The organism is Leuconostoc sp. S50, assembly GCF_016624925.1.
GTDB classification, from domain to species: Bacteria; Bacillota; Bacilli; order Lactobacillales; family Lactobacillaceae; genus Leuconostoc; species Leuconostoc pseudomesenteroides.
The window spans coordinates 1-917 of sequence record NZ_JACVUE010000027.1; the positions used below are offsets into that span (position 1 = coordinate 1).

Annotated in this window: 1 protein-coding gene; it reads right to left on the minus strand. The window is 44.3% G+C overall.

Features of this window, described 5'->3' with window-relative positions; all coding sequences use genetic code 11:
* On the minus strand, nt 1-917 hold a 917-nt coding region (galE, locus tag IAE53_RS11230; RefSeq protein WP_200136520.1), incomplete at both ends, for a UDP-glucose 4-epimerase GalE.

The window sequence follows — 917 nt, forward strand, 5'->3', positions numbered from 1 at the left end:
TTAGGGTGGCTCTGATGCCACTGCCAAGCTGTCTTGATAATGTCTTGCACATTATCATACTTTGGTGCCCAGCCCAGCACCTCTCGTGCCTTATCTGAATTGGCAATCAAAATATCAGGATCACCCGCTCGACGTGGCCCAATTTTAGCTGGAATATCAACCCCTGTTGCTTCCCGTGCCGCCTCAACCATCTCTTTCACTGAAAATCCAGTCGCTGATCCTAAGTTAAACTGATTTGACTCATGACCATCAGCTAAATACTGCAATGCTAAGATATGCGCGTCTGCCAAGTCTAAGACATGCACATAATCTCGTACATTAAAGCCGTCTGGTGTATTATAGTCATCGCCAAACATTTCAATATAATCACGTTGTCCCAAACCAGCTTGCAAAATAATTGGTACCAAGTGTGTTTCTGGATTGTGGTCTTCGCCAATTGTGCCATCTTCTGCTGCACCAGCCACATTGAAATAGCGCAACGCGACCCATTTAACCCCGTCAGCTTGATCGGACCAGTTCATGATTTTTTCCATCATCAACTTTGATTCACCATAAGGATTAATCGGATTTTGCGGATCAGTTTCCTTAATCGGAATATGAACGGGATTACCATAAGTTGCGGCGGTTGATGAAAAGACGATTTGTTTGACGTCATGTGCTTTCATCACTTCCAGCAATGTAATCATGCCACTAGTATTATTGTCAAAATATTTCAGTGGGTTTGCCACTGATTCTGGCACAATTGAAAAGGCTGCAAAATGAACCACCTGTTCAATGTTTTCTTTATCAAACACTGCCGACAAAGCTGCCTTATCACGAATGTCAACTTGATAAAATGTCGCTGCTGGATTAACTGCTGCGCGGTGTCCAGTGAACAAGGCGTCCACAACCACCACGTCGCGTCCTGCTTCAACCAA